General features: G+C 36.7%; 21 protein-coding genes. 19 read left to right on the forward strand and 2 right to left on the reverse strand.

The genetic code is table 11. The features are described 5' to 3' along the window. Position 1: 1 nt before the first annotated feature. The gene (pepQ, locus tag MNO09_RS08795) at positions 2–1,063 is read left to right on the forward strand and encodes a Xaa-Pro dipeptidase (RefSeq protein ID WP_000411062.1); all 1,062 of its coding nucleotides are present in this window, start codon (positions 2–4) and stop codon (positions 1,061–1,063) included. A gap of 21 nt (positions 1,064–1,084) precedes the next feature. Continuing rightward, positions 1,085–1,642 carry an elongation factor P gene (gene efp / locus MNO09_RS08800; protein ID WP_000626521.1) on the forward strand — a complete coding sequence of 186 codons (558 nt, stop codon included), beginning with the start codon at positions 1,085–1,087 and terminating at the stop codon, positions 1,640–1,642. 36 nt (positions 1,643–1,678) lie between these two features. Here efp and MNO09_RS08805 read toward each other — a convergent pair whose 3' ends face one another. Further along, complete coding sequence (locus MNO09_RS08805) at positions 1,679–1,999, reverse strand: hypothetical protein (protein ID WP_000866176.1); 321 nt, start codon at positions 1,997–1,999, stop codon at positions 1,679–1,681. Between the two features lie 294 nt (positions 2,000–2,293). On the opposite strand from MNO09_RS08805, the gene MNO09_RS08810 reads away from it, so the two are divergent. From MNO09_RS08810 to MNO09_RS08850, 9 genes are read left to right on the forward strand one after another with little or no spacing between them, the layout of a single operon-like run. After that, positions 2,294–2,575 (forward strand): YqhV family protein, encoded by a 282-nt coding sequence (locus MNO09_RS08810; RefSeq protein WP_000816054.1) that lies wholly within the window; start codon positions 2,294–2,296, stop codon positions 2,573–2,575. A gap of 27 nt (positions 2,576–2,602) precedes the next feature. Continuing rightward, positions 2,603–3,529, forward strand: coding sequence for a stage III sporulation protein AA (spoIIIAA, locus tag MNO09_RS08815; RefSeq protein ID WP_000665894.1), 927 nt, complete (start codon positions 2,603–2,605; stop codon positions 3,527–3,529). Next, the gene (gene spoIIIAB, locus MNO09_RS08820; RefSeq protein WP_000238694.1) at positions 3,523–4,038 is read left to right on the forward strand and encodes a stage III sporulation protein SpoIIIAB; all 516 of its coding nucleotides are present in this window, start codon (positions 3,523–3,525) and stop codon (positions 4,036–4,038) included. The genes spoIIIAA and spoIIIAB overlap by 7 nt, the downstream gene beginning before the upstream one ends. A 14-nt stretch (positions 4,039–4,052) precedes the next feature. Next, complete coding sequence (gene spoIIIAC / locus MNO09_RS08825; protein WP_000020914.1) at positions 4,053–4,256, forward strand: stage III sporulation protein AC; 204 nt, start codon at positions 4,053–4,055, stop codon at positions 4,254–4,256. A 23-nt stretch (positions 4,257–4,279) separates the two neighbouring features. Then, complete coding sequence (gene spoIIIAD, locus MNO09_RS08830) at positions 4,280–4,663, forward strand: stage III sporulation protein AD (protein ID WP_077393170.1); 384 nt, start codon at positions 4,280–4,282, stop codon at positions 4,661–4,663. 10 nt (positions 4,664–4,673) lie between these two features. Further along, positions 4,674–5,846, forward strand: a complete 1,173-nt coding sequence (gene spoIIIAE, locus MNO09_RS08835) for a stage III sporulation protein AE (protein ID WP_000911620.1) — start codon at positions 4,674–4,676, stop codon at positions 5,844–5,846. A gap of 12 nt (positions 5,847–5,858) precedes the next feature. Continuing rightward, positions 5,859–6,491: a stage III sporulation protein AF gene (gene spoIIIAF / locus MNO09_RS08840; RefSeq protein WP_001161039.1), complete on the forward strand. Its 633-nt coding sequence runs from the start codon at positions 5,859–5,861 to the stop codon at positions 6,489–6,491. Next, on the forward strand, positions 6,481–7,143 hold the full coding sequence (spoIIIAG, locus tag MNO09_RS08845) for a stage III sporulation protein AG (RefSeq protein ID WP_000368869.1): 663 nt from the start codon (positions 6,481–6,483) through the stop codon (positions 7,141–7,143). Before spoIIIAF ends, spoIIIAG begins: the two co-directional genes overlap by 11 nt. Positions 7,144–7,158: 15 nt before the next feature. Continuing rightward, entirely contained in the window at positions 7,159–7,803 is a 645-nt protein-coding gene (locus MNO09_RS08850; RefSeq protein WP_000914706.1) for a SpoIIIAH-like family protein, read from the forward strand. 86 nt (positions 7,804–7,889) lie between these two features. On the opposite strand, the gene MNO09_RS08855 is transcribed toward MNO09_RS08850, so the two are convergent. Further along, complete coding sequence (locus MNO09_RS08855; RefSeq protein ID WP_046957516.1) at positions 7,890–8,084, reverse strand: hypothetical protein; 195 nt, start codon at positions 8,082–8,084, stop codon at positions 7,890–7,892. A 469-nt stretch (positions 8,085–8,553) separates the two neighbouring features. Here MNO09_RS08855 and accB point away from each other — a divergent pair, with 469 nt between their 5' ends. The 8 genes from accB to ispA all read left to right on the forward strand — a co-directional run bounded on the left by accB (position 8,554) and on the right by ispA (position 14,945). Beyond that, positions 8,554–9,042: an acetyl-CoA carboxylase biotin carboxyl carrier protein gene (gene accB / locus MNO09_RS08860; protein ID WP_000472874.1), complete on the forward strand. Its 489-nt coding sequence runs from the start codon at positions 8,554–8,556 to the stop codon at positions 9,040–9,042. Positions 9,043–9,058: 16 nt separating this feature from the next. Next, positions 9,059–10,411 (forward strand): acetyl-CoA carboxylase biotin carboxylase subunit, encoded by a 1,353-nt coding sequence (gene accC / locus MNO09_RS08865; protein ID WP_088107362.1) that lies wholly within the window; start codon positions 9,059–9,061, stop codon positions 10,409–10,411. A gap of 22 nt (positions 10,412–10,433) precedes the next feature. Then, a complete protein-coding gene (locus MNO09_RS08870; protein WP_000807630.1) occupies positions 10,434–10,826 on the forward strand; it encodes an Asp23/Gls24 family envelope stress response protein in 393 nt (130 codons plus the stop codon). 347 nt (positions 10,827–11,173) lie between these two features. Beyond that, complete coding sequence (nusB, locus tag MNO09_RS08875; RefSeq protein ID WP_000830249.1) at positions 11,174–11,566, forward strand: N utilization substance protein NusB; 393 nt, start codon at positions 11,174–11,176, stop codon at positions 11,564–11,566. Between the two features lie 23 nt (positions 11,567–11,589). Continuing rightward, entirely contained in the window at positions 11,590–12,450 is an 861-nt protein-coding gene (gene folD, locus MNO09_RS08880) for a bifunctional methylenetetrahydrofolate dehydrogenase/methenyltetrahydrofolate cyclohydrolase FolD (RefSeq protein ID WP_000226735.1), read from the forward strand. A gap of 26 nt (positions 12,451–12,476) precedes the next feature. Then, on the forward strand, positions 12,477–13,835 hold the full coding sequence (gene xseA, locus MNO09_RS08885) for an exodeoxyribonuclease VII large subunit (protein ID WP_000415268.1): 1,359 nt from the start codon (positions 12,477–12,479) through the stop codon (positions 13,833–13,835). After that, positions 13,825–14,055, forward strand: coding sequence for an exodeoxyribonuclease VII small subunit (gene xseB, locus MNO09_RS08890; RefSeq protein WP_000428423.1), 231 nt, complete (start codon positions 13,825–13,827; stop codon positions 14,053–14,055). Before xseA ends, xseB begins: the two co-directional genes overlap by 11 nt. Beyond that, entirely contained in the window at positions 14,055–14,945 is an 891-nt protein-coding gene (ispA, locus tag MNO09_RS08895) for a (2E,6E)-farnesyl diphosphate synthase (RefSeq protein WP_000150365.1), read from the forward strand. Before xseB ends, ispA begins: the two co-directional genes overlap by 1 nt. Positions 14,946–15,241 lie beyond the last annotated feature (296 nt).

Below are 15,241 nucleotides of genomic sequence, written 5' to 3' on the forward strand. Positions count from 1 at the left end.
AATGGAGAAAATCGAAAGAGTAAGAAGTGCATTTGATGAGGCTGGTATTGACGGTATTTTGTTAACAAATGAACATAGTCGTAGATATATGGCTAACTTCACAGGAACAGCTGGTGTTGTACTGATTTCGAAAAATCGTGCTCAATTTATTACAGATTTCCGTTATGTAGAGCAGGCTAGTAAACAAGCGGTTGGATACGAGATTGTACAGCATGCAGGATTAATCATTGATGAAGTTGCAAAGCGAGTGAAGGAACTGGGAATTCAAAAGCTTGGCTTTGAGCAAGATACTCTTACATATAGTTCTTATTCAGCGCATAAAGAAGTAATCGATGCTGAATTTATCCCAACTTCTGGGCTTGTAGAAAAGTTACGCTTGATAAAGACTGATTCAGAGATTAAGATATTAAAGGAAGCTGCACAGATTGCAGATGCTGCCTTTGAACATATTCTATCATTCATTCGCCCGGGAGTATCTGAAATTGAAGTGTCAAATGAACTTGAATTTTTCATGAGAAAACAAGGAGCAACATCTTCTTCGTTTGATATTATCGTTGCTTCAGGTCTTCGTTCGGCATTACCGCACGGCGTGGCATCTGAAAAAGTGATAGAAACAGGAGATTTCGTTACATTAGACTTCGGCGCTTATTACAAAGGATATTGTTCTGATATTACTCGTACGATTGCAGTTGGTGAACCATCTGATAAATTGAAAGAAATTTATAATATCGTTTTAGAAGCACAATTACGTGGTGTGAACGGTATTAAAGCTGGTTTAACAGGCCGTGAAGCGGATGCGTTAACGCGCGATTACATAACGGAAAAAGGATATGGTGAATACTTTGGACACTCTACTGGTCATGGAATTGGTCTTGAAATCCATGAAGCACCAGGTTTAGCGTTCCGTTCTGATACAGTACTTGAACCAGGAATGGCTGTAACAGTAGAACCAGGTATTTATATTCCAGGTATTGGCGGCGTACGTATTGAAGATGATATCATTGTAACAAGTGAAGGTAATGAAGTAATTACGAAATCACCAAAAGAACTTATTATTTTGTAATATACAGGAGGATTTTTTTACATGATTTCAGTAAACGATTTTCGTACAGGTTTAACAATTTCAGTGGACAATGCCCTTTGGCAAGTAATGGATTTCCAACACGTAAAGCCAGGTAAAGGTGCTGCATTCGTTCGCTCTAAACTACGTAACCTTCGCACAGGATCTGTTCAAGAGAAAACATTCCGTGCAGGTGAAAAAGTAGAAAAAGCACACATCGAAAACCGTCGTATGCAATACTTATACGCGAGCGGTGAGTCTCACGTATTTATGGATAACGGAACTTACGAGCAAATCGAACTTGGTGAAAACCAAATCGAGCGCGAACTTAAATTCCTAAAAGAAAACATGGAAGTATCTATTATGACATACCAAGATGAAGTACTTGGTGTTGAACTTCCGAACACAGTTGAATTAAAAGTGTCAGAAACAGAGCCTGGTATTAAAGGCGATACAGCTTCTAACGTAACAAAACCAGCTACATTAGAAACTGGTCTTGTTGTACAAGTACCAATCTTCATTAACGAAGGCGAAATGCTTATCATCAACACTGGTGAAGGTAAATACGTTTCTCGTGCATAGTAGAAAAGCACTCGTGATCATCACGAGTGCTTTTTTTTATAGGAAATAGGGTAGATAGTAAATAGCAGTGATAATAAAACTAACTAAAACAAGTGAAAGAGTACCCGCCATATATGGAGTGAAAACAATTTGAAATGGTTTTATTTCGCCAGTCTCAACGCCAGTCAGTGTTTTACTTATTGCGTGATCCGTAATGTTGTTTCTATGAGTATTCATAATAATTAACCACATAATTGCAAATATCGCTAAACTACCAAGGAAAAAGGTCTCCATAAATGACCAACCGACCAATTTTGAAAAAAGATAAATAAGAGCTAATTCTATTACAATTGTTAAACTAATTTTCAATACCTTCATATTTTCCCCCCCCTCATTTTGCACATATAGTCAATTTTTAAAAATGGCGCGATACGATATGTAGTACACGAGATGACTTTAGTTCTATCTCTCATGCTGCATCGTCTATACTCCCTATAACTATTAAATATACCATAATATTCCGTTAAAAAATACGAATATTCGGACTACGGATAGAAGATAGAGAAATATTATGTTTTTACTTCTGAAATAGACAACCCCTGCATATGGTTGTACAAATATATTCTTTTTTGGAATGTAGCAATAGTAACCGTTATGGGAGAAGGTGGGAGAATGAAACAGTGGCTAGCGGCAATGGAAACATCCGTGCTTGTAATGGGGTTACTTCGGTTGTTTTCAGGTAGCGCGGAAATATTCGCCGCTTTGCTTATGCTTTATGTGAATGATGCGAAGAAAGCATTGTTTATAAATGGTATGTTGGCGTTTGTTGGACCGACCGTATTAATTTTAACAATGACAATAGGCATAGCGAGTGTGGCAAGTGAGATTTCTTTCTTGAAACTCTTTTTTCTAGCGCTTGGAATTGGCTGCATTTTTATCGCGTTGTTGAAATAGTAAGTCGAGTATAGTGGGGAGAAGCTGATGAAAGAAGTATTAGAAGTTTTACCGAAAACGATGAAGCAGCTAGTGGAAAGTTGTAAGCAATACGATGCTCTAGAGGAAATTCGTGTTCGAATTGGAAGACCGCTAGAGTGTATTGCTCATGGCGAAGTGTTTTTTTATGACTATGTCGTTACAGCAGAGGATGCCATTTACTTATTGAATAAGTTAAGTCAATTCTCAATTTATACGATGGAAGAGGAATTAAAACGTGGGTATGTGACACTTCGAGGAGGACATAGAATCGGCTTAGCTGGAAAAGTCATTACAGAAAAAAGCGCAGTGAAAATGATTCGAGATGTCTCTTCCTTTAATATTCGTATCGCTCGTCAAAAAATAGGAATTGCTGAACCACTTTTGCCGTATTTGTATGAGTCAAGATGGTTAAACACGATGGTAATTGGCCCGCCGCAAACGGGAAAAACAACACTTTTAAGAGATGTAGCACGTTGTATGAGTCAAGGTGTAAGTGCTTCGAAAATACCTTCGTGTAAAGTCGGGATTGTAGATGAACGGTCAGAAATTGCAGGCTGCGTGAAAGGTATTCCGCAATATGACTTTGGAGCGCGAGTAGATGTGTTAGACGCATGTCCAAAAGCTGAAGGAATGATGATGATGATTCGTTCTATGAGTCCAGATGTTTTGATTGTAGATGAAATTGGGCGTAAAGAAGATAGTGAAGCAATTATGGAGGCGGTGCATGCAGGGGTTCAGCTTTTTATAAGCGCACATGGATTTTCTTATGATGATGTTGTGAAACGTCCATCACTAAAAGCGGTGCTGGAGCTCGGTATATTTGATAGGTTTGTGGAGCTATCAAAAGCAAGAGGACCAGGAACAGTTATGCAAGTGAAAGATAAATATGGAAAATCGGTATTACCTCATAGAAAGGCTGAGGGCGTATGGTAAAAATATTTGGTGCAGTGTTAATCGTTGCGGTCAGCACCTTTTTCGGGTTTTCATACGCTAAAAGATACAGTGAGAGACCAAGGCAACTTAGATTATTAAAAGCGGCACTTCAATCATTAGAGGCAGAAATTATGTATGGGCATACACCTTTATCTGAAGCCGCTGAGCGATTAGTGAAACAAATGCCGAAGCCGTTAAATTGGATATTTCAAAGTTTCGCTAGAAGGCTAGAAAGTGGAGACCAAACAGTAAGAGAAGCTTGGATAGATAGTTTGAAAGAAAATTGGAAGCTAACAGCATTTCAACAAACTGAGTACGAGATTTTGCAGCAATTTGGCGAAACGCTCGGACAGCATGATCGTGAATCACAACAAAAACATATTCGCTTATGCATTACACATTTAGAGAGAGAAGAAGAAGAAGCGAAAGCATTACAACTGCAATACGAAAAAATGATCAAGAGCTTAGGGGTACTAGCGGGGCTACTTATCGTAATTTTACTGCTATAGGAGGGAGAAAGGCGATGTCCATTGATGTTGGATTAATATTTCAAATCGCCGGAATCGGCATTGTTTTAGCTTTTATTCATACCGTACTAAAAGAATTAAAGCGAGAGGATATTGCAAATTGGGTTATCCTTGTCGGTTTTGTCGTTATTTTATTTCATGTGGCATTTTTAATTAATACGCTATTCGACAAGATTAAGAGTGTCTTTCTCTTCCAGTAAAGGAGGCGGTTCGAATCGAAATTATACAAATTGTCGGATTAGGCCTCGTTGCTACGTTTTTAGCGGCTGTATTAAATCAGCATAAATCTAGCATTACGTCGTTATTTATTGTGTTCGTAGGTAGCGTGATGTTTCTTATTTTAATTGATCAAATTCACTCTATTTTACAAATGATTGAGAGAGTAGCGAGTGAAGCGAAAGTTAGCAACGTATATGTAGAAACGTTGCTAAAAATTATTGGGATTGCTTATATTGCTGAGTTTGGAGCACAAATTACAAAAGATGCAGGGCAGGGTGCAATCGCTTCAAAAATTGAATTAGCTGGAAAAATCTTAATTTTAGTAATGGCGATTCCTATTTTGACGGTTGTCATTGAAACTATTCTCGGATTTTTACCGACGGGATAAGGGGGAGTGAATGTTGAAGGGGTTTGGAGCTAAGCTGCTATTTGCTTGCTTCCTTTTCTTTTCTTTACCGGTTGTTGTACAAGCTTCTCCTGTAGAAACAAACGTCGTTGATCAACAATTGGATAAGCTCGGAATTGAAGATGTGAAGCAATTTTGGGACGGGCTTGTTACAAAATATGGAGGTTATTTACCAGAGAGTCAAAAAGGTAGTTTTATGGAGTTTGTAAAGGGAGAAAAAGAAATTTCTATAAAAGAGTGGATGCTAGGTTTATTAAAGTATTTATTTCACGAGCTTGTTGCAAATGGGAAGCTGCTGGGAACGCTCATTATGCTTACAATTTTTAGTGCATTGTTGCAATCACTGCAATCTGCATTTTCAAAGAGTAGTGTAAGTAAAATTGCGGATGCAGTTGTATATATGGTACTTATTATTTTCGCTTTAAATAGTTTTTATGTCGTCATGACATATGCAAGAGAAACGATACAAACAATGGTAGATTTCATATTAGCGCTATTGCCAATCTTGCTTGCACTCATAGCAACTGGAGGTGGTGTTGTATCTGTATCGTTTTTTCATCCGATTATCATCTTTTTAATGAACACGAGCGGACTTTTGATGAATTATATCGTTCTACCACTTTTATTACTTGCAACGATATTAAGTATTGTAAGTACGATGAGTGATCAATATAAAGTTACGAAATTGTCCAAGCTTCTGCAAAACGTTAGCGTTGGGATTATCGGTATTTTTTTAACGATTTTTTTAGGGGTATTATCTGTACAAGGAACAGCGACAGCTGTTGCTGATGGAATCGCTGTGAAAACAGCTAAATTTGTAACAGGGAACTTTATTCCCGTAGTAGGAAGAATGTTTACAGAGGCGGCGGATACTGTTATTAGTGCATCGGGATTATTAAAAAACACAGTCGGAATTATCGGGCTCGTCATTCTATGCTTAATTGTTGCTTTTCCAGCGATTCAAATTTTTTGTATCGCGTTTATTTATAAATTCGCAGCAGCAGTATTACAGCCAGTTGGCAGTGGAGCAATTATTCAATGTTTAGATATTATCGGGCGAAGCATCATTTATGTATTTGCTTGCTTAGCTATCGTATCATTTATGTTCTTTTTAAGTATCACAATTATTATTGCTGCGGGGAACATTACACTTATGATGCGGTAGGGGGTGAAGGATATGCAATTTGTTACAGAGTGGATTAGAAATATTATCGTTTTTTTACTTTTAGCGACAATGCTTCATCTTATTCTTCCAAATTCAAATTTGCAAAAGTACGTTAAATTCGTTGTAAGTCTATTATTAGTTGTATTAATCTTAACGCCCCTTTTTAAACTACTGCAAACAGATGTGAATGAAGTAATCGCAAATTTTAATGAAGAGAAGTACGTAGCAGAAGGATCTGTAAAAAATTCAATAGATTCGAAGAAAAAAGAAATACAAGCTCTAACACGTGCATATAGTTTAGAAGAGATGGCTACCAAAATGAAAAAAGAAGTAGGAAAAGAATTCGAGAAAAAGTATGGTATGACAGTCTCTGAAATACAAATAGTCGCAGCGGAAAGTACAGCGGAAGTAAAGTCAGCAAAAGATATTCAAACTGTTGTTGTGACGTTGAAAGAAAAAGAACGTAGTAAAAATGATGCAATCGAAACAGTAAAACCAGTTGAAATTAACACGAAGGAACCTCCGAAAAAAGTAGAAGAAACGAATGTAGAAATGAAAGATTTCTTTTCAAGCAGGTGGCAACTAGAGAATAAACAAATCCAAGTTCAAATGGAAGGGAGGACAGGTAGAGTAAATGGACAATAAAGATAAAAATTCGAAGTTCTCATTTTTTCGAAACTTATTGAATGGGGATGAAAAAGAAAGCAATGAGAAGGGAAAAAAGATAACACCTAAGTTTTTACTTGTCCTACTCATACTTGGGATTTTACTTATGTTTTCTAGTAGTCTTTTTTCAAGTAAAAAAGAAGAAGTACCTGTATTTAAAGAACAAAAAACGCAAAACCAAGAAAAAGACGTACCAACTTTTGGACAAAAAAATAATGATAGTATGTCAAATGTAGAAAAGTATGAAAAAGCGTATGAACAAGAATTAAAAGCAGCCTTAGAAGAAATAGCGGGAGTAAAAGATGTAACAATTAAAGTAAATTTAGATTCATCAGAAGAAAAAATATTAGAGAAAAATACAGTGAAACGTTCACAAACAACAGGTGAAACAGATAAGACAGGTGGTAAGAGGGAAGTAGAAGATGAGTCCCTTGATGAAAAGACAGTCATTATACGTGAAGGTGATAAAGAAACTCCCGTTGTTTTACGAACAGAGAAACCGAAAGTACGAGGTGTTCTTGTCGTAGCAAAAGGAGTGGATAATATACAAGTTAAAGCGATGGTAAAAGAAGCTGTAATACGGCTGCTAGATGTACCAGCCCATCGTGTTTCAGTTTCGCCGAAAAATTGATAGGGAGGAAATAAAGTGTTAAAAAAACAAACGGTTTGGCTATTAACGATGTTAAGTTTAGTTGTTGTACTATCTGTTTATTACGTAACAACTCCTGACAAAATGAATACAGCATCGCCGGCAACAGGTGAAAAGATTGGACAAGAAAAACAAGGTACTGATAAAGCAGTAACAAATGAAGCACCTAAAGAAACGCCAAAAAAAGAAAATACAAGCAAGGAAACATCAAATAAAGAAACAGACAAAAAAGAGAGTGCTAACAAAGAAACAAGTAAAAAAGATGCTAACGTAACAGTTCAATCAAGTGATGAAAATTTCACAGCACTACGTATGCAAATGGAAGATCAGCTAAGTGAACAAAAATCAAGATTACAAGAAGTGATGAATTCAGCAAAATCTTCAGCAACAGAAAAGAGTAAAGCGAAAGATAATTTTGATGCAATTACTACAATGGAAACGAAGCAAGAATTACTTGAGACAGTGATTAAGTCTCAAGGAGGATATAAAGATGCCCTTGTAAGAGCTGATGGAACTGACATTAGAGTAACTGTGAAAGCAGCAAAGCATTCACAAAAAGAAGCGAATAAAATTATACAGCTTGTAAGAAGTGAAGGCGGATCAAAAGATGTAGGTGTGAAATTTGATCCACCGACAAAATAAAAACTAATAATCCGCGGGGGATTCCCCTGCGGATTATTAGTTTTTACGAATCGGATTGTTTGAAAATAATTATAGAAAAAAAGCTATCATTTTCGATAGCTTTTTTCTGTTTCGTCTTTGTAGTTGTTTTTATTATGTTCAACTCGGAATGGAGAAATACGTTGTGAGTAAAAGATTAGCGGTTCATGGTAACGATGATTACTTTTTCCGGATTTGACGTGGATGAAGAGAACGAATGCCCAGACCATTACGGCAGGTAAGAAGAGAATGAGCCATATCATATGTCCACACCTCGATACGATATATTTTCTACACTTTGAACATACTATTCTTATATGAAGGAATGATGAACGGTGTGTAAACAAAAAAATAATATTTGGTAAAAATATGTTGTTGACTATAGATGAGGTGAAGAGTGGAGCGGTAATGATCTGTTTATTGTGTAGCATTGTGAAAAAAGTAAGGAATGTTTTTTAGAAGTGGTCTTGCCAATTTTGTGTGAAACTTGGTATTATTACTAGGTAATAAATTTTTATTGGAATAATATTTTTACAGGAGTTTCGATTTATTATAAAGAAATATAAATTGGAATGTTTAAAAAATTTATCGTAAGATGGAAATAGTAACTATTTCTATTAGTAAATGAAATGCATTTTCTAATAGAGTACATCGTATTTTTACAGTCAATCTAGTTTTAGTGACGAGAATCTGTAAAAACGGGACAAACAAGAGTATGGGAGTGGATTTTACATGTTTAAAATTCAAGAAGTTCGTGAATTAATTAAATTAATTGATAGCTCTAATATTGATGAATTTGAATACAAAAAAGATGGTACGACAATCAAAATGAAAAAGCGTGGTAATGAAGTTGTTGCGGTGCAAGCACCTGTAGCAAAACAAGTCGTGCAACCAGTAGCACCTGTTGAAGTTGAAACAACAGTAGCGGCAGCACAAGTGGAAGTACCAAAACAAGAAGAGAAAAAAGCGGTTCAAAATGAAAACCTACATAAAATTACATCACCGATGGTAGGTACATTCTATTCTTCATCTTCGCCTGATACACCTGCATATGTAAGTGTAGGAGACAGAGTATCGAAAGATTCTATCGTATGCATTGTCGAGGCTATGAAGTTATTTAACGAAATCGATGCAGATGTAGATGGTGAAATTGTTGAGATTCTTGTTAATAATGGACAGCTTGTTGAGTATGGACAACCGCTATTTCTTGTAAAAGCGTAATAAGGGAGTCTTTGTGATGATAAAAAAAGTATTAATAGCCAATCGTGGGGAAATTGCTGTACGAATTATTCGTGCTTGTAAAGAAATGGATATTGAAACGGTCGCAATTTATTCAGAAGCAGATAAAGAGTCACTTCACGTACAAATTGCTGATGAGGCGTATTGTGTAGGGCCAACGATTTCGAAAGAAAGCTATTTAAATTTGACGAATATTATTAGTGTTGCGAAGTTAACAGGCTGCGACGCTATTCATCCAGGATACGGATTTTTAGCAGAGAATGCAGATTTTGCAGAGCTATGCCGTGAATGTAACTTAATTTTTATCGGTCCAAGTCCAGAAGCTATTTCAAAGATGGGCACAAAAGACGTTGCTCGTGATACAATGAAAGAAGCAGGGGTTCCGATTGTACCAGGTTCACAAGGGATTATTAAAAATACCGAAGAAGCGGTCGAGCTTGCTAATCAAATTGGATATCCAGTTATTATTAAAGCGACTGCAGGTGGCGGCGGAAAAGGTATTCGTGTTGCACGCCATGAAGAAGAGCTTGTAAAAGGAATTCAAATTACACAGCAAGAAGCTAGTACCGCTTTTGGGAACCCTGGTGTATACTTAGAAAAGTACGTTGAAGATTTCCGCCATGTTGAGATTCAAATAATGGCAGATACACATGGAAATGCCATTCATTTAGGAGAGCGTGATTGTACAATTCAGCGCCGCTTGCAAAAACTACTAGAAGAAAGTCCATCACCTGCACTTGATGAAAATGTTCGTAAACAGATGGGTGATGCGGCAGTTAAAGCGGCGGTAGCGGTTGATTATACAGGTGCTGGTACGGTTGAGTTTATTTATGAATATAGAACGAAAAGCTTTTATTTCATGGAGATGAATACGAGAATTCAAGTTGAGCATCCAGTTACCGAAATGGTAACAGGGATGGATTTAATTAAAGAACAAATTCGTGTTGCTTCTGGAGAAAAGTTATCGTTACAGCAAGAAGAAGTACAATTTAATGGTTGGGCAATTGAATGCCGAATTAATGCGGAAAACCCTGCCAAAAAATTTATGCCATCTCCAGGTAAAGTAGAAATGTACTTGCCACCAGGCGGATTTGGTATTCGCGTCGATTCAGCTGTATATCCGGGATATTCAATCCCACCTTTCTATGATTCGATGGTTGCTAAATTAATTGTTCACGGAAAAACACGTGAAGAGGCAATTGCAAAAATGAAGCGTGCACTCAGTGAGTTTGTCATTGAAGGCGTACATACAACAATCCCGTTCCATTTGCAATTGCTAGATCATCCTGATTTTGTAAAAGGTGAGTTTAATACGAAATTTTTGGAAGAGCATGAACTTGTGACGCAGTGATACATTAAAGGAGGTTTTTTTCATGGCTGAACATATGTTAGATATGGGTCAAGATACAACTCTTGGTAAAGTAGAAATTGCACCAGAAGTAATTGAAGTAATCGCAGGTATTGCAGCTGCTGAAGTAGAAGGTGTAGCGGCAATGCGTGGTAATTTTGCTACAGATGTTGTTGAGAAGTTAGGTAAGAAAAATCATGGTAAAGGTGTAAAGGTTGAATTAGCAAACGAAGATATTATCGTTGACCTTTATGTTGTAATGTATTTTGGCGTAGCAATTCCAGTTGTTGCACAAAAGATTCAAGACAACATTCGCCAGGCACTCTTTACAATGACAGGGCTTGAGCCAAAAGAAGTGAATGTTCACATCGTTGGCGTAACATTCGAAACACAAAAAACAGAAATCGAACCAGTGTAAGAATGAAAAAGATGCCTAGTAACATAGGCATCTTTTTTATCGTTTCATTTCTTCACAAATTAAAACCCTCTAATTATTATACTATTTCAAAAAATAAGAAATCAAAAAGAAGATGTTTCGTTTTTCCAAAAAACGTACATTGTGATAAGATATGGAACTTGAAGTTAATCTTTTTATTATTTTTCAGCCTTGTAACCCGTGTGTGAAACGATAAATTGTGTTATTATCATTGTATTATAAGGTTGGAAAATCAATGAAAACTGTAAGAGTAAGTGAATTGACGGCTTATAAATTATAATAATATAACAAAGCATAAGGAAAGACTTGAAGCATAAAGGAGAGTTACAATGAAACGTAGGACGGCTAGAGAAAGAGCTATGCAAGCATTATACCAAATGGATATTACAGGTGAATTAGAACCGAAAGTAGCGGTGGAAAACACGCTAGATGAAGGTGAAGAAACAAATGAGTTTCTAGAATCACTTGTAGTAGGTTTTGTAGAAAATAAAGAAGTAATTGATGAAGCGATTCGTCAAAACTTAAAAAAATGGAAGCTGGAGCGTATTAGTATTGTTGATCGCAGTATTTTACGTGTAGCTGTTTATGAAATGAAATACATGGAAGAAATTCCACACAACGTAACAATTAACGAGGCAATTGAAATTGCTAAAACATTTGGGGATGAGGAATCTCGTCGTTTTATTAACGGCGTTTTATCTAATATAAAAGATACACTGTAATTTCTTTAAGGGGGAATCTTAAAATGGTAGCAGTAATCATCAAAGGAAATGAAGTTGCGGAGAAAAAACGAGCACAATTAACAGAAGAAGTTGTGAAGTTGAAAGAGCAAGGGATTGTACCAGGATTAGCAGTTATTCTAGTTGGAGAAGATCCAGCATCTCGTTCTTATGTAAAAGGAAAAGAAAAGGGCTGTGAACAAGTAGGAATCTATTCAGAGCTAATTGAACTTCCTGAAACAATTACTGAGGAGCGTTTGCTTGCTGAAATCGATCGCTTAAATGGCGATGACCGTATTAATGGCATTTTAGTGCAATTACCTTTACCAAAACATATTGAAGAAAAAGCTATCATTGAAAGAATTTCACCAGAAAAAGATGTAGATGGATTTCACCCAATCAGCGTGGGACGTATGATGACGGGACAAGATACATTCCTTCCATGTACACCGCACGGTATTGTAGAATTAGTAAAAGAAACAAATCTTGATATCTCGGGAAAACATGTTGTAGTAATTGGAAGAAGTAATATTGTTGGCAAGCCAGTGGGGCAATTGTTCTTAAATGAAAATGCAACTGTCACATATTGTCATTCTAAAACGCAAAATATGAAAGAGTTAACGAAGTTAGCTGATATTTTAATCGTAGCTGTTGGACGACCTAAAATGGTAACAGCTGATTATATTAAAGAAGGAGCGGTTGTAATCGACGTTGGTGTGAACCGTTTAGAAACAGGTAAACTTTGTGGTGATGTTGATTTTGACAACGTGTTAGATGTTGCAGGTTACATTACACCTGTGCCAAAGGGTGTTGGTCCAATGACGATCACAATGCTTCTTCATAATACTGTTGAATCTGCTAAGCGTGCAGGTGTCGTTTGTAAATAATTTGAGTCGGCTATGAGGAGAGAGAAATGGAAAAACAATATTTAACCGTTACAGCGTTAACACGCTATATAAAAACAAAAATAGAATATGATCCGCATTTGCAGTCTGTTTGGTTAAAAGGTGAAATTTCCAACTTTAAAAATCATAGTCGTGGCCACATGTACTTTACATTGAAAGATGAAAATGCAAGAATCGCAGCGGTTATGTTTGCGGGTCATAATCGTAATATTAAATTCAGACCTGAAAATGGGATGAAGGTACTTGTGAAAGGGAAAATTTCCGTTTACGAGGCGAGTGGTTCTTATCAAATTTATATTCAAGACATGCAGCCTGACGGAGTCGGAAACCTGCATTTAGCTTACGAACAATTAAAGGTTCGTTTAGAGGAAGAAGGTTTGTTTTCTCAAGTTTATAAAAAAACAATTCCTCCTTATGCTAAAACAATAGGTGTGATTACGTCGCCAACAGGGGCAGCGATTCGTGATGTTATAACAACGATTAAACGTCGTTATCCAATTGGAAATGTTATTGTGTTTCCGGTACTTGTACAGGGGGAGTCAGCAGCTCCCTCAATTGTACAAGCGATTCGTACAGCGAATGAAATGGGAGAGATAGATGTCCTAATCGTTGGGCGAGGGGGAGGCTCTATTGAAGAGTTATGGGCTTTCAATGAAGAAATGGTAGCAAGGGCAATCTTTAAGAGTGAGATCCCTATTATTTCGGCAGTAGGCCATGAAACGGACTTTACAATTGCGGATTTTGTTGCCGATTTACGTGCGCCAACACCGACTGCAGCAGCTGAGCTGGCAGCGCCTAACATTATAGAGTTACAAGAAAAGGTATTACAAAGAACTCTAAGATTGCAAAGAGCAATGAGAGAGTTAGTACATAAAAAAGAAGAAAAACTACAAGTATTGCAAAAATCTTATGCGTTCCGTTATCCAAGACAAGTATATGAGCAAAAAGAAGAGCAATTAGATAGAGCGTTAGAACAGCTTGTTTTAGCGAAAGAGCGCTATATTGATAAAAAGGTAAATCAGTTAAAACAGCTTTCATTTTATTTAGAGAAGCACCACCCAGCTCAAAAAATTATGCAAACGAAGGTAGCGATTGAAACATTGCAAAAGCAATTGCAACGTGAAATGCAAACATTACTTCAAACGAAAGAATTTGCTTTTGTCAGAGCTGCTCAAAAACTTGAAGCGTTAAGTCCGCTTAAAGTAATGATGAGAGGGTACGGGCTTGTATATGATGAAGAGAAGCAAGTGTTAAAAAGTGTGAAAGATGTCAGCCTTGGAGATGCTGTTTCAGTTCAATTACAAGATGGAATACTAGATTGTAGCGTATCAGGCATAGAGGAGCGTGAATTGAATAATGGAAAATAAATTAAGCTTTGAAGAGGCAATTTCGCAACTTGAGCACCTCGTTTCTAAGCTAGAGCAAGGTGACGTACCTTTAGAAGAAGCAATTTCTTATTTTAAAGAGGGTATGGAATTATCTAAGCTTTGTGATGAGAAGTTGAAGAACGTACAAGAACAAATGGCAGTTATTCTTGGGGAAGATGGAGAGCTTGAACCGTTTACTGCTTTAGGAGATGAAGCATAGTGACTATTGCTTTTGATACTTTTTTGAAAGAAAGTAAAACTTTCGTAGAAGAGAAGCTTGTAAGCTATGCAAATGAATTACAATGTCCAAATGTACTTCGTGAAGCGATGGCATATTCTTTGGAAGCGGGTGGAAAGCGTCTCCGCCCGTTACTTTTATTTGCGACATTACAAGCGTTTGGTAAAGAAAGAAATCTTGGAATAGGTGCAGCTTGTGCTCTTGAAATGATACATACATACTCGTTAGTTCATGATGATTTACCTTGTATGGATGATGATGATTTAAGAAGAGGTAAGCCCACAAATCATAAAGTATTTGGTGAAGCGATGGCAGTTTTAGCAGGCGATGGTTTGTTGACCTATGCTTTTCAAGTTATTATGGCATATGAACAAAAGGAAATCTCTGCTGAAAAAAAAGTAAGACTTGTACTTGAGCTTGCAAAAGCGGCAGGACCAGAAGGAATGGTTGGCGGACAAGTGGCAGATATGGAAGCTGAAGGGAAACAGCTTACGATTGATGAGTTGGAGTATATTCATAAGCATAAGACTGGGAAACTACTTGAATTCGCTGTACTTGCAGGATCGATACTTTCTGATGCCACAGAAGAACAAGAAGAAAAGTTACTTGCGTTTGCAAAATATATCGGCCTAGCTTTCCAAATTCGAGATGATATTTTAGATGTGGAAGGAACCGAAGAAGAGATTGGAAAACCGATTGGTAGTGATGTTTCCAACGAAAAGAGCACATATACGACGTTATTTACTGTAGATAGAGCAAAGGATATTTTAGAAGAAACAATTGCAAAAGCAAAAGGTGCTATTGGTTCCTTGCAATTACAAGATGAATATTTACTATCTATTTGCGATTTGATTGCAAAACGTAATAACTAATATAACAGCGTTTCCATTTGTTGAGTCATTCATCATTTTATGATATAAATGTAGGAAAAGGTTTTTCTTTTCTTGTTATTGGCAAAAATATATGTAGATTACATTGCCGTTATCACTTCGTGTTAGCGGCTATTTTTTTCATCGCCTAAAGAAATATGGTTTATAATAGGATTAGGGCGCAATAGACTGGTTAATTGCAGGACAAGGTGAAAAATAAAAAAAGATAATTTCTTGTTTTGTGTAAATGTTTTTTATAATATTTGACATGTTGACAGATTATGAAATGAAAGTGAGTG

The sequence above is a fragment of the Bacillus sp. N5-665 genome (assembly GCF_022637375.2).
Classification (GTDB): domain Bacteria; phylum Bacillota; class Bacilli; order Bacillales; family Bacillaceae_G; genus Bacillus_A; species Bacillus_A wiedmannii.